This is a genomic window from Exiguobacterium sp. s101 (assembly GCF_018617835.1).
Classification (GTDB): Bacteria; Bacillota; Bacilli; order Exiguobacteriales; family Exiguobacteriaceae; genus Exiguobacterium; species Exiguobacterium marinum.
Genome location: NZ_JACSKX010000002.1, coordinates 160,665 through 184,210, shown reverse-complemented (window position 1 = coordinate 184,210; position 23,546 = coordinate 160,665). Strand labels below are relative to the sequence as shown.

At 48.9% G+C, this 23,546-nt stretch carries 24 protein-coding genes; 17 read left to right on the top strand and 7 right to left on the bottom strand.

The features are described from left to right. Positions 1 to 104 precede the first annotated feature (104 nt). The 7 genes from KNO76_RS03075 (at position 105) to KNO76_RS03045 (ending at position 5,112) form a co-directional block, all read left to right on the top strand. Entirely contained in the window at positions 105 to 281 is a 177-nt protein-coding gene (locus tag KNO76_RS03075; protein ID WP_214882431.1) for a hypothetical protein, read from the top strand. Next, a complete protein-coding gene (locus KNO76_RS03070) occupies positions 241 to 567 on the top strand; it encodes a hypothetical protein (protein ID WP_214882428.1) in 327 nt (108 codons plus the stop codon). Before KNO76_RS03075 ends, KNO76_RS03070 begins: the two co-directional genes overlap by 41 nt. Beyond that, positions 543 to 1,592, top strand: coding sequence for a C45 family autoproteolytic acyltransferase/hydrolase (locus KNO76_RS03065; RefSeq protein WP_214882425.1), 1,050 nt, complete (start codon positions 543 to 545; stop codon positions 1,590 to 1,592). Before KNO76_RS03070 ends, KNO76_RS03065 begins: the two co-directional genes overlap by 25 nt. A 57-nt stretch (positions 1,593 to 1,649) precedes the next feature. After that, a complete protein-coding gene (locus KNO76_RS03060; protein ID WP_012727334.1) occupies positions 1,650 to 1,928 on the top strand; it encodes a hypothetical protein in 279 nt (92 codons plus the stop codon). A 117-nt stretch (positions 1,929 to 2,045) separates the two neighbouring features. Further along, the gene (locus tag KNO76_RS03055; RefSeq protein WP_026825113.1) at positions 2,046 to 3,584 is read left to right on the top strand and encodes a maltose/glucose-specific PTS transporter subunit IIC; all 1,539 of its coding nucleotides are present in this window, start codon (positions 2,046 to 2,048) and stop codon (positions 3,582 to 3,584) included. Between the two features lie 23 nt (positions 3,585 to 3,607). Next, positions 3,608 to 4,411, top strand: a complete 804-nt coding sequence (locus tag KNO76_RS03050; RefSeq protein ID WP_214882422.1) for a MurR/RpiR family transcriptional regulator — start codon at positions 3,608 to 3,610, stop codon at positions 4,409 to 4,411. Positions 4,412 to 4,416: 5 nt separating this feature from the next. Continuing rightward, positions 4,417 to 5,112: an N-acetylmannosamine-6-phosphate 2-epimerase gene (locus KNO76_RS03045; protein ID WP_214882419.1), complete on the top strand. Its 696-nt coding sequence runs from the start codon at positions 4,417 to 4,419 to the stop codon at positions 5,110 to 5,112. A gap of 145 nt (positions 5,113 to 5,257) precedes the next feature. On the opposite strand, the gene KNO76_RS03040 is transcribed toward KNO76_RS03045, so the two are convergent. Beyond that, positions 5,258 to 6,334, bottom strand: coding sequence for an RNA-guided endonuclease InsQ/TnpB family protein (locus tag KNO76_RS03040; RefSeq protein WP_214882416.1), 1,077 nt, complete (start codon positions 6,332 to 6,334; stop codon positions 5,258 to 5,260). A 4-nt stretch (positions 6,335 to 6,338) separates the two neighbouring features. Then, positions 6,339 to 6,740: an IS200/IS605 family transposase gene (gene tnpA / locus KNO76_RS03035; protein WP_214882410.1), complete on the bottom strand. Its 402-nt coding sequence runs from the start codon at positions 6,738 to 6,740 to the stop codon at positions 6,339 to 6,341. Between the two features lie 294 nt (positions 6,741 to 7,034). Between tnpA and KNO76_RS03030 the strand changes: the two genes are divergently transcribed. Continuing rightward, the gene (locus KNO76_RS03030; RefSeq protein WP_251127858.1) at positions 7,035 to 7,607 is read left to right on the top strand and encodes a GGDEF domain-containing protein; all 573 of its coding nucleotides are present in this window, start codon (positions 7,035 to 7,037) and stop codon (positions 7,605 to 7,607) included. Between the two features lie 105 nt (positions 7,608 to 7,712). Here the strand turns inward: KNO76_RS03030 and KNO76_RS03025 are convergent, their stop codons facing one another. After that, positions 7,713 to 8,342 carry a class I SAM-dependent methyltransferase gene (locus KNO76_RS03025; protein ID WP_214882407.1) on the bottom strand — a complete coding sequence of 210 codons (630 nt, stop codon included), beginning with the start codon at positions 8,340 to 8,342 and terminating at the stop codon, positions 7,713 to 7,715. Between the two features lie 64 nt (positions 8,343 to 8,406). Here KNO76_RS03025 and KNO76_RS03020 point away from each other — a divergent pair, with 64 nt between their 5' ends. The 7 genes from KNO76_RS03020 (at position 8,407) to KNO76_RS02990 (ending at position 15,472) form a co-directional block, all read left to right on the top strand. After that, the gene (locus KNO76_RS03020) at positions 8,407 to 9,888 is read left to right on the top strand and encodes a cryptochrome/photolyase family protein (RefSeq protein WP_214882405.1); all 1,482 of its coding nucleotides are present in this window, start codon (positions 8,407 to 8,409) and stop codon (positions 9,886 to 9,888) included. A gap of 200 nt (positions 9,889 to 10,088) precedes the next feature. Continuing rightward, complete coding sequence (locus tag KNO76_RS03015; protein ID WP_483297383.1) at positions 10,089 to 10,676, top strand: glycerol-3-phosphate responsive antiterminator; 588 nt, start codon at positions 10,089 to 10,091, stop codon at positions 10,674 to 10,676. Next, the gene (locus tag KNO76_RS03010; protein WP_214882399.1) at positions 10,673 to 11,764 is read left to right on the top strand and encodes an ABC transporter ATP-binding protein; all 1,092 of its coding nucleotides are present in this window, start codon (positions 10,673 to 10,675) and stop codon (positions 11,762 to 11,764) included. Before KNO76_RS03015 ends, KNO76_RS03010 begins: the two co-directional genes overlap by 4 nt. Then, complete coding sequence (locus KNO76_RS03005; RefSeq protein ID WP_026825126.1) at positions 11,761 to 12,666, top strand: carbohydrate ABC transporter permease; 906 nt, start codon at positions 11,761 to 11,763, stop codon at positions 12,664 to 12,666. Before KNO76_RS03010 ends, KNO76_RS03005 begins: the two co-directional genes overlap by 4 nt. After that, on the top strand, positions 12,663 to 13,472 hold the full coding sequence (locus tag KNO76_RS03000; protein ID WP_214882396.1) for a carbohydrate ABC transporter permease: 810 nt from the start codon (positions 12,663 to 12,665) through the stop codon (positions 13,470 to 13,472). Before KNO76_RS03005 ends, KNO76_RS03000 begins: the two co-directional genes overlap by 4 nt. 16 nt (positions 13,473 to 13,488) lie before the next feature. Next, positions 13,489 to 14,796 carry an ABC transporter substrate-binding protein gene (locus KNO76_RS02995; protein ID WP_214882393.1) on the top strand — a complete coding sequence of 436 codons (1,308 nt, stop codon included), beginning with the start codon at positions 13,489 to 13,491 and terminating at the stop codon, positions 14,794 to 14,796. Continuing rightward, positions 14,759 to 15,472 carry a glycerophosphodiester phosphodiesterase gene (locus KNO76_RS02990; RefSeq protein ID WP_214882379.1) on the top strand — a complete coding sequence of 238 codons (714 nt, stop codon included), beginning with the start codon at positions 14,759 to 14,761 and terminating at the stop codon, positions 15,470 to 15,472. The genes KNO76_RS02995 and KNO76_RS02990 overlap by 38 nt, the downstream gene beginning before the upstream one ends. A 21-nt stretch (positions 15,473 to 15,493) precedes the next feature. Here the strand turns inward: KNO76_RS02990 and KNO76_RS02985 are convergent, their stop codons facing one another. Next, positions 15,494 to 16,600, bottom strand: coding sequence for a GGDEF domain-containing protein (locus tag KNO76_RS02985; protein WP_214882376.1), 1,107 nt, complete (start codon positions 16,598 to 16,600; stop codon positions 15,494 to 15,496). A gap of 90 nt (positions 16,601 to 16,690) precedes the next feature. Further along, positions 16,691 to 16,834 carry a hypothetical protein gene (locus tag KNO76_RS02980; protein ID WP_026825140.1) on the bottom strand — a complete coding sequence of 48 codons (144 nt, stop codon included), beginning with the start codon at positions 16,832 to 16,834 and terminating at the stop codon, positions 16,691 to 16,693. Between the two features lie 239 nt (positions 16,835 to 17,073). On the opposite strand from KNO76_RS02980, the gene KNO76_RS02975 reads away from it, so the two are divergent. Then, on the top strand, positions 17,074 to 18,516 hold the full coding sequence (locus tag KNO76_RS02975; RefSeq protein WP_214882373.1) for a carbon starvation CstA family protein: 1,443 nt from the start codon (positions 17,074 to 17,076) through the stop codon (positions 18,514 to 18,516). A gap of 24 nt (positions 18,517 to 18,540) precedes the next feature. On the opposite strand, the gene KNO76_RS02970 is transcribed toward KNO76_RS02975, so the two are convergent. Both KNO76_RS02970 and KNO76_RS02965 read right to left on the bottom strand, forming a co-directional pair. Next, positions 18,541 to 19,686, bottom strand: a complete 1,146-nt coding sequence (locus tag KNO76_RS02970) for a sensor histidine kinase (RefSeq protein ID WP_214882370.1) — start codon at positions 19,684 to 19,686, stop codon at positions 18,541 to 18,543. 158 nt (positions 19,687 to 19,844) lie between these two features. After that, entirely contained in the window at positions 19,845 to 21,365 is a 1,521-nt protein-coding gene (locus tag KNO76_RS02965; protein WP_214703197.1) for a multicopper oxidase family protein, read from the bottom strand. 133 nt (positions 21,366 to 21,498) lie between these two features. Here KNO76_RS02965 and KNO76_RS02960 point away from each other — a divergent pair, with 133 nt between their 5' ends. After that, positions 21,499 to 23,517 carry a heavy metal translocating P-type ATPase gene (locus KNO76_RS02960; RefSeq protein ID WP_214882367.1) on the top strand — a complete coding sequence of 673 codons (2,019 nt, stop codon included), beginning with the start codon at positions 21,499 to 21,501 and terminating at the stop codon, positions 23,515 to 23,517. Positions 23,518 to 23,546: the final 29 nt, after the last annotated feature.

Below are 23,546 nucleotides of genomic sequence, written 5' to 3'. Positions count from 1 at the left end.
GTGGAGATTGATGCGTTCTATCCGATACAAAGAGTAAGGACAGAATGGATGAGATCGAGATGAAATAGAAATCACAATCCTAACAGACACGCATTTTAGCAACGATGTTAGTCTTCGTCACGTTGCTCATCGTCACGTTCGGGGTCGTTCAGTATTTTAGTACGAAACATTCCGTACTCAGCACGCTTCATGCGACGATGATTGAAGACGGCGAACGAATTAATGAGGAGTTCGATGCAGATGAATATACATCCTTTTTTGGGGAATCCGTCAAAAAATGAACAATATGAACAGTTTCGTGAATATCTAGATACATATCGCCAACAAATCGGAGCTATGTATGTGTATACGATTGCCACTGAGGATGAAGACGTTCAAATCATCGTGGATGGCTTGAATTCGGCAGATGCAGCGGACATCGGGACGTCGACCACAGCGCTGACGTATGAAAGAGTAGAGGCAGCATTTCAAGTTGTAAAACAGTCTCACTTCAGACAGACCTCTCGCGTGTCCGCTATAATGGGCGCAAGGGAGGTTTTTTTATGCAACAATTCTCTAGTGAACTGACACAATTTCGTGGAAGTCATTATGATTTCGGTCGATTTCAAGGTAAATATATAAAGCGAAGTCAATTGCTCGAGAATCGGACGGATCAATGGAAACTACGTGTCCCCCGATTTGAGATTGATGCCACAGAGGCGAGGGCTGCTTTTGAGGAGTTCGCTCCAAAGATTTGGGAAGAGTTGATTGGCCTCCAAGATGAGCTAAAATTATCACTCAATGATACACTGCTTCATTTCGGGCATTTCCGCGTCAATAATCCAATCAGCGGATGTTCGATTCTGACGGGAGATAACTTTCTCGTCCGCAATTACGACTACCATCCAATGACGTATGACGGACGTTACAACGTCTTTCAGCCCGATGATGGATATTCAGTCATCGGACCGGTCTCTCGCATTACGGGTCGGATGGACGGGATGAATGAAAAAGGACTCGCCATGGGCTATAACTTTATCAATCGTCGTCGACCTGGAGACGGCTTCGTCTGTCAGATGATCGGACGCATCATTCTCGAAACATGCGCGACGGTGGAAGAAGCGGTCGACTTATTAAAAGAGATTCCGCATCGCGGCTCATTTACGTACGTCGTTCATGACAAGTCGTCGAAAACACGTGTGATTGAGGCGACGCCTCGTGACATTCAAGTCCGCGAATCAAATATCTGCACGAATCATTTCGAACTATTGCAACATGAGAATCGCTACCACCTTGATGATTCCACGCGTCGCATGATGGAAATTAAAGTGGTGCAGCACTTGATTCAAGATGCGGAAAGCGCATTTCGTCTCATGAACGACTCCGATAAAGGAGTCTTCTCTGAACTTTATAAAAGTTGGGCCGGGACGATTCACACGGCTGCCTATTTCCCGGAAACACTCGAAACATGGTTTGCGCTCGGCGGGGACCGCGACCCGGTCATCTTCGACTTCCAAAAGTGGCTCGACGGGGAAGACTTCGATATTCTTGCGCTGGACGGTGAACTCTCGACCGATATTGAGTTTGCGAACACGGTTCAACTTTGGCGCTGACGTTTGTCAGTGCTTTTTTTCGAGAAACGGGAATACACATAACAGGAGGGATAAACGATGAAACGATTTGGTATCATACTCATTATGTTGACGCTCGTCACATTGCTTGGAGGCTGTGTACCGGGTGATGGAACGTACACGACAGACCCGGCAGGTTTTTTCTGGGGCATTTGGCATGGATGGATTGCACCGATCTCACTTATCTTAGGGCTATTCAATGATACGTACCGTGTTTATGAAGTGAATAACACAGGCTGGTTTTACGATTTAGGATTTTACATCGCCGTGATTAGTGGATTTGGTGGATTGACGTTGACGCGGAAGAGTCGGGGATAATCTTGAGTGGCCCAAAGTGGTCACTCTTTTTTAAAATCTTTTTTACCGTAAACGCTTGCATTAAAATATTTTTCATATTATGATTCAGGTGAAAATGATTTTAAGGAGGAATTATTCATGTCACGTCTCTTTGAACGAGCGCAACAATTCGGGAAATCGTTCATGTTGCCGATTGCTGTCTTACCGGCAGCAGGACTATTGTTAGGGATTGGGGGCGCATTGTCTAACCCAAATACGGTACAAGCATATCCGTTTCTTGACATCGACTGGTTGCAACATCTGTTCACGATTATGGCAGCCGCAGGTTCGATTGTATTTGCGAACTTGGCTGTATTATTTGCTATCGGTGTCGCTGTTGGACTTGCGAAGTCTGATAAAGGAACGGCCGGTTTGGCGGCAATGCTTGGTTATTTGATTATGAATGCGACCATCAACGCTATGCTTCAGATTACAGGAGAGTTGATGGAAACGAACTTAGCAAGTGCCGGTCAAGGAATGGCACTTGGAATCCAAACACTCGAAACCGGTGTGTTTGGCGGGATATTGATTGGGATTGTCACGGCACTCTTGCATAACCGCTATAACAAGCAAGTACTTCCACAGTTTCTCGGTTTCTTCAGCGGATCACGCTTTGTGCCGATTATTACATCATTCGTGGCGATTGGTGTTGGGATTGGACTCTATTTCATTTGGCCGACGGTACAGAATGGGATTTTCTCACTAGGTGGTATCGTTGAGAAAACAGGTTATATTGGAACGTTCATCTATGGGTTCGTCCTAAGGATGCTTGGGCCATTCGGGTTGCACCATATTTTCTACATTCCGTTTTGGACTACTGGACTCGGGGGCTCAATGGTCATCGACGGTACATTGATTGAAGGAACACAAAAGATTTTCTTCGCACAATTGGCTGATCCAAATACGACACAGTTCTATGAGGGGACAGCGCGTTTCATGTCTGGACGATTCATCACGATGATGTTTGGTCTTCTCGGTGCAGCGCTTGCGATGTATCACTGTGCCAAACCAGAGCAAAAGAAAGTCGTATTCGGTCTCTTGTTTTCTGCCGCACTCACATCGTTCTTGACGGGAATCACGGAACCCCTCGAATTTGCGTTCTTATTCGTGGCACCAGTCCTCTATTTGGTCCATGCCATCTTTGATGGACTTGCCTTTATGATGGCTCACATCTTTGAGATTACAATTGGTCAAACGTTTTCCGGAGGATTCATCGACTTTATTTTATTCGGGGTTTTACAAGGGAATGACAAGACGAACTGGATGCTCGTACCGGTCATCGGTGCCTTCTGGTTCTTGCTCTACTACGTTACGTTCCGCTTCCTAATCACGAAGTTCAACTTCATGACACCAGGACGCTCGGATGAGGTAGCGAAGACGGCAGACATCGCAGCATCAGGTCGTACAACAGCCATTATTGCGGCACTAGGTGGCGATGATAATATTGAGACGGTCGATTGCTGCGCGACACGCCTCCGCGTTACCGTTAACGACAATCAACATGTCCGTGAAGACTTGTTGAAAGAGACAGGCGCGCACGGGGTGGTTCAAAAAGGGAATGGGATTCAGGTAATCTACGGTCCTTCTGTTACAATTATTAAGAATGAAGTCCAAGAGGCGTTAGGCCGGGGCGAATAACAAATGTGTTGGAGGGAAGAACCGTGTGGGAGCAAATGAAGCACGTGTATTCAGAAATGACAGACAGTGAGAAAAAGATTGCGGATTATCTCATGGCAAACATGAATGAGGCAATCGAAATGAACATTACCGATTTAGCAAATGCGATTACGACTTCTCCAGGAACCATCACGCGGTTTTGCAAAAAAATCGGAGTGGGAAGTTATAGTTCACTGAAGCTCATGATGCAAAAGACGTTGACGGAAACGAATTTGCCCCAAACAACTTCGCTCGAACCGATGCAGCGATCATATATTGAATTGATTCAGACAACCGCTCATTTGATTGATCAAGACGAGTTGCTCGCTATTTGTAAGGAATTTACTTCGAGCCGTTCCATCCATTTGTATGGATTGGGCAACGCTGGACTGGTTGCTCAAGAGATGGAATACAGGTTGAGACGGATGGGACTGTTGGCAACTACGGCTTTTGATAGTCATAGCATGGTCATGGACGCGTCGATTGTCACTGCAGAAGATTTGGTCATTGCTTTCTCAAACAGTGGAGAAAGTCGAGAAGTCGTCCAAGCCGTTCAACTCGCAAAAGAATCGGGCTGTACGACAGTCGCGTTCGTCGGATATCAGCATTCGCCACTTGCCGAGCTTGCCGACTATCGTTTGTTGACCGCCGGTGCATCAGGAGAGGCATTCTTGATTAATACCCAACTCCCGCTTCTCTTTACGGCAGATGCGGTGACGAAAACATTGATGGAGACGAATGAAGCATTAAAAGCGCACTATATGCGAACGCTTAAAGCGCTTGATCGTTTAAAAGAAAGAAGTGAATAATCAGTATGACAACATTACCGACTGGATTGATTGTTTCGTGCCAGGCTTTAGAAGATGAACCGCTTCATAGTGAGTTCATTATGGGACGGATGGCCATCGCGGCCGTTCAAGGTGGCGCCAAAGGAATTCGGGCCAATTCAGCGAAAGATATTCAAGAAATTAAAAAACAGGTCGCTGTTCCGATTATCGGCATCGTCAAACGTGACTATGAAGACAGTGACATTTTTATCACGGCAACGATGAAAGAGGTCGAAGAGTTGATTGAAGTCGGCGTGGACGTAATCGCCCTCGATGCGACACAACGCCTCCGACCGAACGGGGTGACGCTTCAAGAGTTGGTGCATGCCATTCGTTCGATTTATCCGAAACAGGCAATCATGGCGGATTGTGCAACACTCAACGATTGTATCGAAGCGGATCGTCTTGGTTTTGACTATATTTCGACAACGCTACATGGATATACAAAAGAGACAAACGGATCTCTCCTCTACCATGATGATTTCAAGTTTCTAAAAGATGTGTTAGACCACGTGTCTCGACCGGTTATCGCAGAAGGAAATATTTTGACACCTGAGATGGCGAAGCGTTGTATGAATTTAGGAACATATGCTGTCGTCGTAGGTGGAGCGATTACTCGCCCGCATCAAATTACCGCACGGTTTGATGAGGCACTCGCTTCCAGTTTGAAGAGTCCGCTTTGACACTCCCACGGCTAAAGCCGCAAGCTCACCCTTCGGGATGAGTGGGATTCTGAAGTGCTTGTGCGAGCGCAGTCCATTTCTGTTTTGCTCAAACCTCCAGATGAGGGTGTGTCATCACCCCTCCTGAGACAGATCATATAGATTCTCAGGCTGATTGACTTTTACCATCAACCACAGGTGCGTATCGGATATTCATCGCACCAACTACATCTCGATGTTTATTAAATCCGCAAGAACACGAATAGGTACGGTCTTTCGCCTTGTTTCGTTCGCCACAAGAGGGACATGTCTGAGATGTGTGTGCCGGGTCGACATGCTCGACCTTGATCCCTTCTAGTTTCGCCTTATACTCGATAAATAATGCCAAGCGATAGAACGACCATGTATGCAGATTCTTATTGTGTTTACGGCTTGTTCTTGCCGTCTGTCGGATGTTCGCTAGCTTCTCTAGGCGAATGACAGAAATGTTGTTCTCTTTTGCGAAGTCGACGATCTCACGGCTCACCTTGTGATCCTTGTCTTTCATCCAACGCTGTTCCTTGTTGTCCAGTTTCTTGATCGCGTTCAGCTTCTTCTTTTGACCGAGCTCTTTTCGTCTCGCCCGGAACTTTCGTTTCATGAACTTGTTCTCGCGACCGTTCCCAAAGAACCTCACCTTGTCGCAATCGGTCGATGCGACCGCCGGGACTTTTAGACCGAGGTCGACACCAAGAACCTTCGTACCGGTCTTCTCCGTCGTGGGGATTGTGACGGCGATTTGAGCCATCCATTTATTTGACTTCTTCGTGATACGAAGCGTACCCAGCTTGTTATTCAGAAGGGAGAAGTTACGATTGTCTCGATCGACCATCTCGGCACGGATCTCTGTCCTTTTGACCTTCCCGTCTACCATGATTGGAAGAAAAATGGACTCAAAATCGAACGAATAGTTCTGGTTGTTCCATGTGCAATAAGGTTTCTTCAGGACAGGGACGACCTTGTATTTCGACTTCTTCACTTTCCGGAATACACTCTGGGCATCTTTGATGACCTGGTTCTTGACGGCACTAGGCAGATGAGCGCAAACACTTTTACTTGTCAATTTGAGCATCGCTTTAGCATCCACCATATCGGAGATAAGTTGATTGACCGTCTCGATATATGTTTTTGCCATGCTTTTTAAAACAACTTCCTGTTCTTTTGTCGGCTTCAGTTTAATGTTAACTGTCAGCGTCTGAGACACGGTGTCACCCCCTTGTTTTTTGTTGTTCAACATAACGTTTAATCGTTTCGCTCGATACGTTTCCAGCGGTGGAGACGAAATAGGATCGTGTCCAGAGACTTGGCAAATGTTGAAGATGAGGAAATTCCTCTCTTAACTTTTTAGATGTTACTCCCTTTATTTTTGCCATGATGTCAGCAGGACTCAGTGTTGGAGGGGCGTTAAGGAACATATGCGTATGATCTTTATCGCATTCCAAGGCTATAATTTTGATATTCAGTTCTTCGCATATTTCGGACATCAAACCTTTGAAACGTATTTCTACATCGTTACGAAGGAATATCTTTCTTCTGTATCGAGGACAGAAAACGAAGTGATAATTGATTAGAGAAACAGTAGTATGAGTTCTTCTATAGTTGGTTTCCATATTAATATTGTGTCAGTTTAACCAACAAACTGCAACAAGAAGATTTCCAGATACTTAAAGCGCCAAAACCTTCGGATTCTTTACTGACACTCCGCATCCTGCCGAGCTTTCATCCCACCCCTAAAGGAGTGGGCTTTCCCGCTCGGAAATTCTGTAAGAATGAATCAATCAGGACGCTATTCAATACCTCACGACGCGATGGACGTCGTGAGGTATTTTTTATATATCGGTACAGGGAAAGACCAAACTGTTCGATATAATGAGTGTGGATGATTTTTAGCGTGGAGGTGCCATATGCACTCATATGAGTTTCAAATGTATCGGAATTTCGATAAACTAGCGATTGAGTTAGCAGTGGTTCGGATGTTCAGTTACTATTTAGAACTCGAACGTCGTGCCTCACGGGACGAATTGACGGATCTTTATAACAGACATTACTTGTATAACTATTTTGAGACGAATCCGAATCTAGGTGGGGCACTGTTCTTGATTGATTTAGATGGGTTCAAGTGTGTGAATGATACATTCGGTCATGATGAGGGAAACCTTGTCTTGAAAGAAGTGGCGCTTCGCCTGAGACGTTTGATAGAGCCGATTCCTGATTCAAAAGTGTATCGCTTAGGCGGGGATGAATTTCTAGTTAAAATCGCACACGCGTTATCAAAAGAGACTGTCATCGGGTATGCTGAACAGATCTTGTCTGTATTGAAAGAATGGGACGACCATCTCCCGTTGTCAGCGAGCATCGGCATCGCTCAATATGATTCCGACGAACAGGCGGATCTCAGCCGATTGTTGAAAGTGGCGGACGTTGCACTATACCAATCTAAATCGAGCGGGAAGAACACATATCATTTTGATCAATAACACCAATAGGCTAAACCGATGGATTGTCATTGGTTTAGCCTTTTTTTGCATTCAGCAACAAGGAACCGATTGTCGTGAAGAAATCGAATGAAAAACGGGTACTGATTAGAGCATCGGTTTTTGCCCGATTACGGCGACCGTATGATAGTCACGGGAGTCCGGTCCACGTTGTACCGATACGTTCTTGAATCCGAGACTCACCGCCGCGGGGATGAATTGATGCCGAATCATCTTGGAGATGTCGTTCCATTCGGCATCACCTTTCCCGTCACAGTAGGTGATGACAAATGCGCCATTCGGTTTCAAGACGCGCTCGATTTCAGACAGAACGGTCGTGACATCTCTCCAGAAATATAGTGTGTGAACGCTGAACACGTGATCGATGGATGCGTCCATCACCTCAAATTGATGCAAATCTCCTTGAATCAAATTGGCCCGTTTTGTTTGCATCGAAGCATGATTACGCTGTCGTGCGGAATCGAGAATCGTCTTCGAACGGTCGAGACCCATGACATGTACGTCAGGATGTCGTTGAAGGATGGTCGCCATCGCATCACCAGCCCCGCACCCGAGCTCTAAAATCGATGTACCGGATTGAATATGTAACTGTTCAATCGTCCATTTGACTTCAATTCGGTGTTGGCGCACCATCTTTTCCCCGATATATTTTCCGACAGGGCCGCGTGGATTTTCATACTGACTGTCCACCCAGTTTTTGAACACTTGTGGGAGCATACTGTCACCTCACTTTGAAAGTAGCTCGATTGTAGCATATTGATAAGGTAAAGGAGTCAACAACATGAGTTCATTTTGGATACTCGGCAACCAACTCTCGCACGAGCTTGCGATGTTGAAGGATATAAAAGAAGATGATGTCATCGTCATGATTGAGGCGACATCACGCGCGACGTGGCGTCAGTACCATAAACAAAAGCTCGTCCTCATCTTCTCTGCGATGCGACACTTTGCGGAAGAATTGCGCGACAAAGGATATACCGTGGATTATCACGAGGCGGATTCGTTCCAAGAGGCATGGGACAACCATGTGAAACAGTACAATCCGGACGAAATTCATGTCACCGCCGTCACGGACGAACCGATGGCAAAAAAACTGAAACAATTCGGGAAGAAGCATAAACTGGTCGAACATACGGATGTCCCGCTCTTCTACTTATCAAAAGAGGAAGCGACCGAGACGCTCGGGAATGAGCCGTGGCGGATGGACCGTTTTTATCGCCACATGCGGAAGCGATTCGATGTCTTGCTTGAAGATGGAAAGCCTCAAGGTGGAAAATGGTCATTCGATGCGGATAACCGAAAACCACCGAAAAAAGACCTATCGTTTCCATCGGCCATTCATTTTCGTCCGGATTCAATCACGAAAGACGTTATCGAAAAAGTCGAGTCGACGTTCTCGGAACATCCGGGGGAGGTGACCCCGTTCCATTGGCCGGTCACACATACCGAGGCGAGACGGGCACTGAATCGGTTCGTGGAAGAACGACTTGAGACGTTCGGTCCGTATCAAGATGCGATGATGACGGATGAACCGGAGATGTCGCACAGTCTGTTGTCGGCTGCCATCAATATCGGTCTACTGACACCGCGAGAAGTCGTTGATGCGGCATGTCAGGCGGATGCACCGCTATCGTCGATTGAAGGATTCGTTCGGCAAATCCTCGGTTGGCGGGAATATATGCGCGCCGTCTATCTCGCTGTCATGCCCGGTTATGAAGACGTGAACACGTTCAAGCATGAACGCGACTTACCGTCCTTCTTCTGGGATGGGAAGACGGATTTGAACTGTCTGCATCAAAGTTTGAAACCGGTCGTCGCGCATGCCCACAATCATCATATCCAGCGACTGATGGTGCTCGGAAACTATGCGACATTGTTCGAAATTTCACCGCAACAGACGAGCGACTGGTTCAACGAGATGTACATCGATGCCTATGACTGGGTCGTCTTACCGAACGTTCTTGGGATGGCCCTTCATGCGGACGGTGGAAAGCTCGCCACAAAACCGTATGTCGCTTCCGGAAAATATATCGATCGGATGAGTGACTACTGTCGGGATTGCGCATACAACCCGAAACATACGACAGAAGACGACGCCTGTCCGTTCAACGCCCTCTATTGGCGGTTCATCGATCGTCACGAGGAACGATTCTCGAAAAACCAGCGGATGAAGATGATGGTCCGCAATTGGCAAGGACGGGATGATGATGTGAAATCTGATATCTTAGCGAAAGCCGAACAGACGTTGACCGATTCCCCGTGAATCGGTTTTTTTACGTTCTCTTCATGAAACTTTGCAATTTCTTTATCGTGTCTTTACAATCGTCCGCTACGATAGGAGCTGTGAGACCCCCTCACTCCAAGTGAATAGTTACCGGTAGAACCTTTGAGAGACCAACAGAAGCCCGTACGTCGATGACGTGTCGTTTCTGTTGGTCCTTTTTTCAAGAAAGGATGATTCAAGTGAATGAAGCGATTGCACGAATCGGACAAGAACGGATGATTGCCTCCATCAAAAGTCCAAAACAAATCGAGGCGTTTTTACGGACAGATGTGACGACGACGTTTCTCATGATGGGAACGCTCAGCACGCTCGACCGCTATGTGGCGCACTTAAAGCGAGAGAATCGAACGGTCTTCCTCCACGCTGAGCGAATCAATGGCATCAGCCTCGACCGGGACGGGATTGATTACCTCGCCAAACGTGTCGGCGCCGATGGGATTGTCACGACGAAAGCATCCGTGCTCCAGCATGCGAAGCGAGCGGGGCTCTTGACGGTACAACGACTCTTTCTCGTCGACTCGGACGCGATCACGAGCGGGCTCAAGCTCGCCGAGGCGCAACAACCGGATGCGATTGAACTCATGCCTGGTCTGATTCCGAGCGTCGTCGAGAAGATTTCCCGGGACGTCTCTTTTCCGATTGTGACAGGTGGCATGATTCGTCAACCGATTGACGTGCATCGCGCCCTCGATCATGGGGCATTCGCCGTATCGACCGGGGATGAACGACTTTGGCACGTACAAAGTCAGAAGGAGGAATTAGCATGAAATCGATACAACTACAACAACTGGCGAAATCATTCGGGGAGACGGAAGTCATTCGAGGGATTGACGTGACGATTGAAGCAGGAGAGTTCTTCGCACTCGTCGGTCCATCCGGCTGCGGGAAGAGTACGATGCTTCGGATGATAGCCGGGCTCGAATCGATCACAAGCGGCACACTTCGCATCGACGGAGTGGCAGCAAACGGGATGAAGCCGAGTGAGCGTCACTTGTCGATGGTGTTCCAAAACTATGCCCTTTACCCACATATGACAGTTGAGAAAAATATCACGTTCGGTCTACATACGAAAGGACTGACGAAACTCGAGCAGCGAGAGCGTTGCCTACAGGCGGCGGAGACACTCGGGCTCACCGATTATATGAAACGGAAGCCGCGCGAGCTCTCAGGTGGTCAGAGGCAACGGGTCGCGTTGGCACGAGCAATCGTGACGGAGGCACCGATTTGCCTGATGGATGAGCCGCTCTCGAATTTGGATGCGAAACTACGGGCGAAGATGCGTTCAGAGATTCGCCAGTTACAGCGAAAACTCGGACTGACGATGATTTATGTCACCCACGACCAAGTCGAGGCGATGACGATGGCGGACCGGATCATGCTTCTCAATGAAGGGGAAGTACAACAAGTCGGAAAGCCGCTCGACTTATACAATAAACCGGCGAATACGTTCGTCGCTTCCTTCATCGGGTCACCTCCGATGAATCTCGTCGACGTAACACGACAAGAAAAAGGCTGGATGGCATCAGACGGACGACTGTTCCATCCGAGCGCATTGACAGAAATGTCAGAGGCGACGCTCGGCGTACGTCCGGAACAGATCAAACCGGCAGACGAATACGTGACGTTTTATGCAGAGTTGAAAAACATCGAAGTACTCGGGACCGAGACGATTCTCGCCTTCGATGTCGGTGGTAATGAATGGTTGGCGAAATGGCCAGGACAATGGCCGCTCACCGTCGGAGAAAAAGTGGCGTGTTATGTGGACCCGAAACAGATGTCGCTATTTGATACGAACGGGCAGCGCATTGAGCCACGACAACCGAAACTGTTTGAGGCGTTGGAGGTGTTCCAATGACGGTCGCCTTACCGAGAGAGAAAGTCCGGACACGGCTATCTGACGCAGCGAGCGGATTGTTGTACTTGTCTCCGTCCATTGTCTTGTTCGGTGTCTTTCTCGTCTATCCGCTGTTGCGAACAATCTATTTAAGCTTTTTCCGGACCGACACACAAGGGACACCACTCGAATTTGTCGGAGTGGGGCACTACAGCAATCTGTTCACAAGTGCGGCATTTTGGCAAAGCATTCAGGCGACGGTTGGATTCGTTCTCTTGACGGTCCCGCTCACGATTCTCGTTGCGCTCGGTCTCGCACTCCTCGCCAATGAGAAACTGAAAGGGATTGGCATCTTTCGGACAGCGTTCTCGGCGACGATGGGGATGAGCGTCGCGGCGTCATCGGTCATTTGGATGTTCATGTATAATCCGTCGATCGGTATCTTCAACCGGTTTCTCGAGGCAGTGGGGGCAAGTGGCGTCCAGTGGCTCCTCGATCCACAATATGCGCTCCTTTCCGTGTCGCTCGCGACCGTCTGGATGAATATCGGCTTCACCTTCTTGATTCTGCTCGGTGGTCTGCAAAACATCGACCGGACTTTGTATGAGAGTGCGGACATTGCCGGGACGAGCTATTGGACACAACTTCGCGCCATCACGATCCCAATGTTGTCGCCGACACTCTTCTTCGTCGGCATCATCTCACTCATCAACGCCTTCCAGACGTTCGGGCAGATTGATTTGTTGACGAAAGGCGGACCGACGAATGCGACGAACGTCATCGTCTATGCTATCTATAAAGATGCGTTCATCAACTACAACGTTGGGAGTGCCAGTGCCCAGGCCGTGCTCTTGTTTATTGCCGTCCTTCTGTTGACATGGCTCCAGTTCAAACTGGTCGAGAGGAAGGTGCATTACCAATGAGATTACGGAATGTAGGCGTATATGTCTTACTCATCTTGAGTGCGGCCGTCATGCTGTTTCCAATCGGGTACGCATTCTCCATCAGTCTGATGGACGGAAAGGAAGTGCTTCAAGGAAATCTGCTTCCACGTGAGCCTTCATTTGAAAACTATGTGGCCGCGTTCGAGCGCATCCCGATGATGACATACCTGCTCAACAGTTTGATCGTCGCGCTCCTCGTGATGGTCGGACAGGTCGTCTTGTCGAGTCTAGCGGCGTTCGCCTTTGTTTTCATCGACTTTAAAGGAAAAGGGCTCATCTTCATGCTCTTCCTGGCGACGATGATGGTGCCGTGGGAAGCGACGATGTTGCCAAACTTTTTGACAATCCAGTCGCTCGGCTGGCTGAATAGCGTCTGGGGACTGTCTGTGCCGTTCTTCGCACTCGCATTCGGGACGTTCTTACTTCGGCAACAGTTTAAAACGATTCCGTATGAGATGTACGAGGCGTCCCAAATTGCTGGAATCAGTCGCTTCCGTTTCTTTTGGAATGTCGTCTTGCCGGTCTCGAAGACACCGCTCGTCACATTGTCAGTGTATAGCTTTTTAACGACTTGGAATATGTACTTATGGCCGCTTCTCGTCACGAACACGGAACAGGCGAGGACGGTCCAAATCGGAATCAAGCAGATGCAGTCGAACGAGGTCGCCTCGGACTGGGGCGTCGTCATGGCGGCGGTCATCTTGATTATCATTCCGACACTTTTATTGTTATTCGCAGGACAAAAGCACTTGCAAGAAGGGTTGACGCAAGGCGCAATCAAATAATAGGGGGACATGACAAATGAAAAAGCTTGGATTATTCGCAGGGTTGGCAAGTTCAGTGTTACTACTCGGGGCATGTGGAAGTGAAGAAGCGGCGCCGGTCGCGGCGACGACGGAAGAAGGAAAGACAGAGGTCGTCTTTTGGCACGCGATGAGCGGTGACTTGGAGACAGCATTAAACAGTCAGGTCGATGCGTTCAATGCTTCGCAAGACGACTATGAAGTGAAGCCAATCTTTCAAGGAACGTACGAGGAAGCGCTGACGAAGTTCAATGCGGTCGCCGGCTCGGAAGACGCGCCTGCCATCATGCAGACGTTTGAGGTCGGGACGAAATACATGATCGACTCGAATAAAATCACACCCGTTCAGGAGTTCATCGACAAAGAGGACTTTGACACGAGCGTATGGGAAGAGAACATCTTGAGTTATTACCAAGTTGATGGGAAACAATACTCAATGCCGTTCAACTCATCGACACCGGTCCTCATCTATAGCAAGGAGGCGTTTGAAAAAGCAGGGCTCGACCCGGAGAAGGCGCCACGGACGTATGACGAGTTGAAAGAGGCGGCGAAGAAGTTGACGACGGACGGTCAGACCGGCTTCACGATGCTAAACTATGGTTGGTTCTTTGAACAGCTCGTGGCTGCACAAGGTGGGCTGTACGTCGACAACGATAACGGACGAAGCGATGAGCCGACGAAGGCGGTGTTCGATGGGGAAGAAGGTCAGAATGCGTTCAACCTCATCAAAGAGATGTACGATGAGGAGACGTTCCTAAACGTCGGTCAGAACTGGGACGATATGCGTGCGGCATTCCAATCTGGAAAAGTCGCCATGTATCTTGATTCGTCAGCAGGAATCCGGACCGTTGCGGACAACGTAGACTTTGAAATCGGCGCATCGTATTTACCAGTACCGAATGAAGCAGATCGTCAAGGTGTCGTCATTGGAGGGGCTTCACTCTGGATGGGTGACGGGATTGCTGACGAAACGAAAGAAGGTGCATGGGAGTTCATGAAGCATGTGTCATCAACGGAAGCACAAGCGCAGTGGCATGTCGATACAGGATACTTCGCCATCAATCCTGAAGCGTACAACGAACCAGTCGTGAAAGAGATGTGGGCGAAATATCCACAGCTCAAAGTGACGGTCGACCAACTCAGTGAGACGAAGGCGTCACCGGCGACACAAGGTGCGCTCATCTCGACATTCCCGCAATCACGTCAAAGCGTCGTCAACGCGATGGAAAGTTTGTATCAAGGTGTGTCGGTCGAAGAGGCATTGAAGCGTGCGGCTGACGAGACGACTTCCACCTTGGGGCAATGAGATGTTGATTTACGCACATCGTGGCTATAGCGCCAATTACCCGGAAAATACACTGTCGGCGTTCGAGGCGTCTCTCCCGTACGTGGACGGAATCGAGCTGGACGTACAGTTATCAAAGGACGGTCGTCTCGTCGTCATTCATGATGAGACCGTCGACCGGACGACAGACGGGACCGGATGGGTGAAAGACATGACACTACAAGAACTACGTTATTTGAAGATTGACGGGTTTGAGCGTATTCCGACGCTCGAAGAAGTGCTCGGGTTGATTGAACAGAGTGATGTCACGCTGAACATTGAACTGAAGACGGATCGACTAGACTATCCGGGCATCGAACGCCTCGCTTGGCTCGCCGTCAACGAGTTTCAGCTGACTAATCGAGTTGTCTTCTCCTCATTCAATCGGGAGACGCTCGTCCGAATGCGGGATGTGGCGCCGCACGCACGTCTTGCGGTCTTGACGCTCACGGGCGAGTCGGACATCGTCTCTTTTGCTGAGACGATTCGGGCCGAAGCGATTCACGCTCAGGTTGAATTTATCGGTTCAACTGCATGGGAAGACATGAGGCGCACGTCACTTGAGGCACGTCTCTACACAATCAACAACGTGAAGGACCTACCTCCGTTTCCGGTTTCAGCCATCATGACGGATGAAGTCGAACGGTTCGTGAAATAAGCAAACGAAAACCCAGCTCCTTCAATAGAGGGAGCTGGGTTCATTCATGTCATGATTGGTTCTGGTGTTATAAGTCGAGACGACGACTTGATTGCGTCCTTCGTTCTTCGCTTGATAGAGCGCTGAATCCGCAAGGTCGACCATACGCTTGATGGAAAGGGCGGTACCATGGGCGACACCTACAGATGTAGTGATTTGAATCGGAGGAAAGTTATTTAAATAAAATACTTCAGTGGCAATTCGTTCCCGAATGCGATTAGCCACTTTTTCCACTTTTTTTGGGGTCAAGTCGTACATCAAGATGACGAATTCTTCTCCGCCGATGCGAGCGACCGTATCGTGGGCACGTGTCTCCACCTTAAGGATGTCAGCAAACTGTTGCAAGACGAGATCACCATTACCGTGACCATATGTATCGTTCACTTGTTTGAAATGATCGATGTCGAGAGCGAGGACGTTGTAGGTACGATCTTCTTCTCCAAGTGTGGCGGTATAACGATCCCAGACTCGACGATTGAACAATCCGGTCAAGTGGTCTCTTTCGGAAGATTGCTTATACTCGAGCGCGCGTCGAGTCGTCTTCTCTAAATCAATCGTGAGCGTACTCGAGAGCAGCCCGACGAGCATGCCGACCATCCAAATGGTCAAAACGAGGGAGACAAAAGCAGGACCCCATCCCATATTGATGAATATGGTGATGGAGATGATAAAGAGCGCCCATATATTTAAGAAGATACTTTGCAGGAAGAGGCGTTCTAACAAAAGTCGGTGAATCCAAAGCATGCCGATGCTGACGATGAACGTCGCGATAAAGGCAATCACAGCCTGCTCGGTCACTCCAAACAAGAAACGCGTACTCGCGATAACAAGTGTGGCAATCAACAATGGAGACCGAGCTCCATAAAAAGCGAGTAATACGAGTGGTAGGTGACGTAAATCTACACGAACTGTGTCATTGGCTTTAACAGCGTTATACATTAAAAAAAGACCTAGCGCACCTGCCATCAAACCGATGATGAAGCCACGGAGACGCTGAGAATTAAATAGAGAAGAGTGATAAATTTTTGAAATCACATAAAACCCGGTGAATGCGACACAGGCATTGAGCAATAGAACAGTGAGCGTCATTCTTTCACGACCTTTTTCATAGACTATACGTTAACCGTAGCAGTCTGCAAAATAATGTCAATCGTAAGATGTGCAAAAATCATATGGTCTTCACGCTTTTTTCTTCGTACCTCGAAACGCGAAGAACATGGCGATGCCAATCCCAATGCCGAGCCACCAGTTGTCGAGTGTAAGACCGAAGACGACAGCGAACACAACAGCGACCGGAATCGATAAGTATCCACGTTGTTTCATGATTTGTCACCCTTTCTTTGTCCTGCCATCTTTATTCCCGCAAATGCAACCCTTCATGCAATTCCGAGAACGCTTTCATGAAAATGGCTCAACCATGAGGTTTGTCCAAATAATGAACAGATAAATAAACATGTGAAAAAATGAACAATCTATCTATTCAAAGGGAAAAACTCTTGCTATATTGTTTATGTGATATTTTTCACAATAAATCAATTTATTCTTTAATGGAGGCATCCTACATGATTACATTTTTCATTGCTTTAGGAATATTATTACTTGGTTATCTCGTATACGGTCGCTACGTCGAGAAGACGTTCGGCATCAAGGAGGAGCGGACGACGCCCGCCTACGCTTCCCAGGACGGCATCGACTACGTGCCGATGGGCAAGAAACGGAACTCGATGATCCAGCTGCTCAACATCGCCGGCGTCGGACCGATTTTCGGGCCGATCATGGGGGCGCTCTATGGACCGGTCGCCTTCCTTTGGATCGTGTTCGGGTCGATTTTTGCCGGGGCGGTTCATGACTATTTGACCGGGATGATCTCCCTGCGGAACAACGGGGCACACTTGCCGCAGCTCGCGGAGAAGTTTCTCGGGCGCTCGCTCCGTCATGTCGTCAACGGGTTCGCACTTTTACTTCTCTTACTCGTCGGAACGGTGTTCGTCACGTCGCCGAGCAACATGATCAACAACTTGTTCGACGGGAATGCAACGACGCTCATGTTCGTCATCTTCGGCGTGTTCGCCTACTATATCTTGGCGACGCTTCTCCCGGTCGATAAGATCATCGGGCGCATCTACCCGTTCTTCGGGGCATTACTCGTCATCAGTGCCATCGGGGTCGCGGTCAGCCTGTTCGCGCAAGGGTACCAAGTCCCGGAGATGACGTTGACGAACATGCACCCGGACGGTCTGCCGGTCTGGCCGCTCCTGTTCTTCACGATCTCGTGCGGGGCGCTCTCCGGTTTCCACGCGACACAGTCGCCGATCATCTCACGGACGACGATGAACGAGAGCAACGGCCGCTCCATCTTCTACGGCATGATGATCGCCGAGGCGGTCATCGCGATGGTCTGGGCCGGGGCGGCGATGGCCATCTTCGAGCCGGGCGAATTGCTCGGGCTCATCAACTCAGGGACGCCGGCGCTCGTCGTCCAGGAGGTGGCGACGCTCATGCTCGGCAGTATCGGCGGGACGCTCGCGATCCTCGGGGTCATCGTCCTGCCGATCACGTCAGGCGACACGGCGTTCCGTAGCGCCCGGATGATCATCGCCGACTACTTATCGATCGCACAGAAGAAGTTCTCGTCACGCCTTTGGATCGCGCTCCCACTCTTCGGGGTCTCCTACGTGCTCACGAACATGGACTTCCAGATGCTCTGGCAGTACTTCAACTGGGCGAACCAGACGACGGCGGTCATCGCGCTCTTCGTCGGGGCGATGTATCTCTATATCAAAGGACGCAACCACTACATCGCGCTCCTTCCGGGGACGTTCATGTTGTATGCGGTCTGGTTCTACATCTTGACGGCGCCGATCGGCTTCAAGCTCGATGGGGTCCTGCCGTACGTCATCTCGACACTCGGGACGCTGACGCTGCTCGTCCTATTCCATAAGCGGGCACGCGCGATGCGGGCGGCACAGATGGAGTGTGACATTCCAGTGAAAGAAGTCGCATGAAAAAGGTTCGGCTGATCAAAAGTATCAGTCGAACCTTTTCACGTATGGTGGCGTACGAACATAAGAAGATGCGTGACGTGCATGCAGTTCAATCGTGAATGTCGTACCTTCTTCATAAACGGAGTCCGCATGGATTCCCCAACCATGGGCCTCGGCAATTCGCTTACAAATACGTAGACCGAGCCCTGTTCCTTTAATGGTGTGATGGGCTTTCGAATCGACACGATAGTATTCATCAAAGACATATGGGAGTGCATCCGCTGGAATTCCGATTCCTGTGTCAGAGACGGATAAGGTGACGGTACCTGCCTGATCCTCGACCTGTGTGTGCACAGTTCCTCCTTCAGGGGAGTATTTAATCGCATTTCCAATCAGATTATGGAGCATTTGTTTCAGTTTTTCTTCGTCTGCTTGAATATGGATGGGAGGAGCAGCGTAAGTCACTTCATGATTTGGTGACATGGCCTGATAACTCTCCGTGATGTCTTTAAGCAAAGGAAGAAGAGGAAAGGTTGTGACGGTCAGTTGTTCTGCCGAATAATCAATTTTTTGATAATCGAGGAAGTTATCGACGAGTCGATCTAACCGTTCTGCCTCTTCTTTGACATGTCTCAACATTTTGGACGTTTTTTCATTACCATCATGATTGTTCATCAACAATTCAGTATAGCCATGAATGGCAGTCAGAGGAGTACGGAAGTCATGGAACAGTTCAGCGATAAACGCGTTTCTTCGTTCTTCAAAGCGAACGGTCTCGGTTTGGTCACACCACATGATGAAGACGCCTCTTGGTGTTCGGGTGAAGTTGAAGATCAGGTGTAGCGTCCGGTCATCAAACTGAACGCGTCGTGACGTCATGCTTGGCCATGTCTCGGTCTCGCACTCGAGCAATTCTTGAATCATGTGCGCAACTTGCGCCATATCTGCTCCATGCTCTTCAAAAATTGTATAGAGGAAACGAGTTAACGTTTCCATGGAAGTGAACGATTGTGTCATCATCGAAGGGCACCAGTGACGAAGCAGGTGATTCGTATAAAGACGGTGTTTCGAAAAATCGATATAACATATCGCATCCTGCACTTCTTCCACAACGGAAGCGATGGAGAACGTGTGACGTTCCTGTTTTTGACGAGCGGATCGCTTTTGTACTACCCTACGAAATCGGCGCATCAACCTACCTCCTCGCAATCATTTGTACAGTCGTTCACAACTAGTATACGACATTCGAGCGGGAATCCCTATACAGGCGATAGTCCTAACAGAAACGTACCGAAATTGGGACGGACATGCAAAACACCTCTCCGTTGAGTGAACGGAGAGGTGTTGGGTCATTCGGTCACATTTAATTGTCCCATCATCCCGTTCTCTTCATGCTCGAGGATGTGGCAATGATACATGAACGTGCCGGTTTCGGTGAAGGTAAGTTCAATTTTTACCCGTTCATCAGGAGCGACGGCTACCGTGTCTTTCCAACCTTTCTCATAATCGGCTGGTGGGTTGCCATCCCGACTGATGATTCGGAACTGGACACCGTGAATGTGGAAGGGATGCGTCATCCCGCCCATCATGTCTGGTTTGTTCTCGATTTCCCATATCTCTGTGTCCCCTTGTTTCACTTTTATATCGATTCGGTCTGGATCATACGTATCGCCGTTGATGGACACCATGTTCCCCATCCCGAACAAGGTGAGCTGACGGTCTGTTTTCGTATTCACTGGAGTCGGTGTTTTCTTGCTCGTTGGTATATCGATGGACGCTTTGTCGAGTTCACCAACACGAAACGTAGTGAAAGATACTCCATCAGCCTCTAAGGCGACATCATCTTCTATTTCTGAAAAATCAATTAACACTTCGGCCCGTTCACCTGGTGTCAACGAGATGGTCTTCAAAGAAACCGGTTGTTCCAACAGCCCGCCGTCTGCCGCGATTTGCGTCATGTTTTCCCCATTCGATAGTGTAAAGTCAAAATCGCGCGCGTTCGAACCATTGACAAGGCGGACTCGGAGCGTTTCGGTTTGGACATCAAACGTTGTATTAATGGCTCCGTTCGCAAGAATCGTATCGCCCGTCGTCCCGTCGACGTTCATATGAGCATCGTAGTCAAGTTCACCATCTTTTGTGAAGAGCCGATCCTGTACGATAAGCGGGATGTCGTCGACACCATAGTCATTCGGGAGACCACTCTGTGCATCGTCGGTCACATAAAGAAGACCGGCGAGCCCTTTGTAAACTTGTTCAGCTGTTGCGCCCATCGGATGGGGGTGAAACCAAAGCGTACTCGGCTCTTGGTCGATATCGAGTCGAACTTGTGCACGGTCGCCCGCTGCTATAGCTTGATGCGGCCCTCCGTCCATTTCGGCAGGGATGACAAGACCGTGCCAGTGGAACGTTGTCGGTTCATCCAATCGGTTGATTGTATCAATCACGACTGTCTTTCCTTTTGGGAGCTCGAGCATCGGTCCGAGTAAGTTTCCGTTATATCCAAGCGTTTCTGTCGATTTTCCATTTTGAAAGAACTGTGACGTTCCTTCATCTGCTACTACCGTATAATAGACGGTACTGTCCGTGACGCGGTTTGGTTTCAAGGGGGAGGGAATCGGAAGCGATTGTTCCGGTTCATCAGATGCCTCGATTGCTTGCGTCGTTCCGTGTCCCATCGGTCCGCCATTTCCTGTCATTCCATCGTTGCCCATCATATAATCATCCATCTGTTCAAACGTTGAATTGTTGTCCCACATATGATTCATATTGTTCATGTTCCATCTTCCATTGAATAAGACGAACAGTAGAACTAGAATGATCCCGATCAATATCCCCGTTAATAGGAACCATATTCCTTTTGATTTCATCATTTAACACTCCTTTATCTATCAGTCCTTACTTTGTTTTACCACTTAATTGTGAAAGAAACATGAAAGCCTAAATTCGTTTATCAATATACCGCACAGGGGTATATCATCCGTATAAAGGAGAGGATGAATAATGGAGCATGAACATCACGAACATCACGAACATCATGAACACCATGAAGAGAGTCATGATTCTCATCGCGGAGGACATGGACATGAACATATGATTGAAGACTTTAAACGGCGCTTTTTTGTTTCGCTCGGTTTGATGATTCCGATCCTCCTGTTGTCGGATATGATTCAAGAATGGCTTCGATTTGAACTTGATTTTCCATTTGAAAAAACAATCTTGTTTGTCTTAGCGACGATTGTGTATGTATACGGTGGATGGCCATTCTTAAAAGGGAGTGTGGATGAGCTGCGGGATCATAGCCCGGGTATGATGATGCTGATCGGCTTGGCAATCAGTGTCGCTTACTTCTATAGTGCCGCTGTCGTCTTTGGATACGGAAGTGGACATGACTTCTTTTGGGAACTCGCTTCACTGATTGTGATCATGCTACTCGGTCACTGGATTGAAATGCGTTCGGTCATGGGGGCGTCAAATGCGTTGGAGCAACTCGTCCAACTGTTACCGAACGAGGCGCATCGCATCAACGGGGAAGAGACGGAGGACGTCCCGATCTCTGAGCTTAAAGAAGGAGATCGGATTCTCGTCAAACCAGGGGAACAGGTTCCGGTAGACGGGAAGATTATCAAAGGGCAGACGACAATCGATGAGTCGATGTTGACAGGTGAATCGGTCCCGGTCGAAAAGTCCGAAGGTGAGGACGTCATCGCAGGTTCCATCAACCAAGAAGGGAGTTTGACGATTGAAACGATCGGTACGGGAGAAACTACGTATTTGTCAAAAGTCATCGAGTTGGTGAGCGAAGCCCAAAAATCGAAGTCACGGGCTCAAAACTTGGCAAACCGTGCGGCGAAATATTTGTTCTACATCGCGATTGCTGCTGGAGTCATCACGTTCACCATCTGGTTCATGCTCGGCTACTCGGTAGGGACGGCGGTCGAACGGATGGTGACGGTCATGGTCATCTCGTGTCCGCATGCACTCGGACTGGCGACACCGCTCGTCGTCGCAGTTTCGACAGCGCTATCGGCGAAACAAGGTCTTCTCATCCGTAATCGGACCCAATTTGAAGAAGCACGTCGACTCGATGCCGTCATCTTTGATAAGACCGGTACGTTGACGGAAGGGAATTTCGGCGTCACGGACGTACAGGCGAGCTCATCTTATACGGAAGAAGACGTGTTACAACTTGCAGGATCGGTTGAGCGTGAGTCGCAACATCCACTCGCACAAGGAGTATTGAGAGAAATAGAAAAACGGGAGTTGAAGCTCTCCGCTGTCGATCATTTTGGCTCCATCACAGGTGTCGGTTTAGAAGGAACGGTTGACGGTGCGCACATACAAGTCGTCAGTCCACGTCATATCCGTGATCAACACATTCAAATCGATGAAGAAACGTTCACGCGATTATCGGAAGAAGGCAAAACCGTCGTCTTTGTCCTGAAGGACGGTGAATGGGTCGGTATGATTGCGATGGCCGATCTAGTACGGGAAGAGGCGAGGGAGACCGTCGAGGCCCTTCGTGAAAAAGGCATCCGCTCCATCATGTTGACGGGGGACAACGAGAAGGTCGCGCATTGGGTCGCGGGTCAGCTCGGTATCGATGACGTGTATGCCGAAGTATTGCCAGACGACAAGGCGAACCAGGTAAAAGACGTCCAGAAAGATGGCAGCAAAGTAGCGATGGTCGGAGATGGGATCAATGATGCCCCGGCCTTAGCGCAAGCTGATGTCGGAATCGCAATCGGGAGCGGGACAGACGTTGCCGTCGAGACGGCAGACATCGTCCTCGTCCGCAGTAATCCGAAAGATGTCCTATCGATTTTGGAACTTTCACAAAACACGTATCGTAAGATGATTCAAAATCTATGGTGGGCCGCTGGTTACAACATCGTCGCCATCCCACTCGCTGCGGGCGTGTTGGCACCAATTGGCATTATCCTATCACCAGCCATCGGTGCCGTTTTGATGAGTCTAAGTACAATCATTGTCGCCATCAACGCCCGACTTTTGAAGATTTAACAAGTTTTTCATCTTTAGCACGTATGCTA